Annotated in this window: 2 protein-coding genes; one reads left to right on the top strand and one right to left on the bottom strand. The window is 67.1% G+C overall.

Going from position 1 to position 1,121, the window contains the following annotated elements:
- A partial coding sequence (locus ABZT49_RS24290) for an NAD-dependent epimerase/dehydratase family protein (protein WP_355281766.1) occupies nucleotides 1-127 on the bottom strand: 127 nt, incomplete at its 3' end.
- A 179-nt stretch (nucleotides 128-306) separates the two neighbouring features.
- On the opposite strand from ABZT49_RS24290, the gene galU reads away from it, so the two are divergent.
- Nucleotides 307-1,121, top strand: an 815-nt coding sequence (galU, locus tag ABZT49_RS24285) for a UTP--glucose-1-phosphate uridylyltransferase GalU (protein ID WP_355289763.1), incomplete at its 3' end; no start/stop codon positions are given.

Here is a 1,121-nt window from a genome sequence, read left to right as displayed (position 1 = left end):
GCAGCGCCCAGTCGAAGCCGGTCGAGAGATCGTCGAGGACCACCACTTCGTCGTGGCCGGCGTCGATCAGGGCGAGCACCATATGGCTGCCGATATAGCCGGCGCCGCCCGTGACAAGTACCGCCATTCAGCTCGCTCCTCGTTGTGAAACGGGTTGATCCATACCCCGCAATGCTTCAGCGTCAATTAAGCTGTCCGGTGGCAAGGCTGCTCGCGGGGAGGGGGTCGGCCGGGCGTGAGAGCCCGGACGCGCCCGGTCCCGCCGGGCGGTCCGGCCGCTCCTTGGTGTTCACTGGATCACGCACGATGAAACGCATTCGCAAAGCCGTCCTCCCGGTCGCGGGCCTCGGCACCCGTTTCCTGCCGGCGACCAAGGCGGTGCCCAAGGAGATGCTGACGGTCGTCGACCGTCCGGTGGTCCAGCACGTGGTCGACGAGGCCCGGGAAGCCGGGATCGAGCATTTCATCTTCGTCACCGGCCGCGGCAAGGCGGTGATCGAGGACCATTTCGACATCTCCTACGAGCTCGAGCGCACCCTGCAGGAGCGCGGCAAGACGGAGGCCTACGAGGGGCTGAAGAAGGACCTGCCGGCCGCCGGCCAGACCAGCTTCACCCGCCAGCAGGAGCCGCTGGGCCTCGGCCACGCGGTGTGGTGCGCCCGCGAGATCGTCGGCGACGAGCCCTTCGCGGTGATCCTGCCCGACATGCTCAGCCGCGGCAGCATGGTGCAGATGCTCAAGGCCTACGACCAGCACGGCGGCAACATCATCGCCGTCGAGGAGGTCGCCCCCGACCAGACGCACCAGTACGGCATCGTCAGCGTCGGCCAGGAATTCGGCGACACCTTCGAGATCACCGGCATGGTGGAGAAGCCGCCGAAGGGCACCGCGCCGTCGAACTACATCATCTCGGGCCGCTACATCCTCCAGCCGGAGATCTTTTCCATCCTCGAGCGCGGCGAGCGCGGGGCCGGCGGCGAGATCCAGCTCACCGACGGCATGAAGCGTCTGTCGGAGACGCAGAAGTTCTACGGCATGCATTATCGCGGCAAGACCTACGACACCGGCTCGAAGCTCGGCTTCCTGGTGGCGAACCTCGCCTACGGCCTGGAGCGGCCGGA

This window comes from Methylobacterium sp. EM32 (assembly GCF_040593685.1).
In the GTDB taxonomy this organism is placed as follows: domain Bacteria; phylum Pseudomonadota; class Alphaproteobacteria; order Rhizobiales; family Beijerinckiaceae; genus Methylobacterium.
The sequence above is the reverse complement of the archived record's forward strand: the minus strand, read 5'-3'. Positions and strand labels throughout refer to the sequence as shown.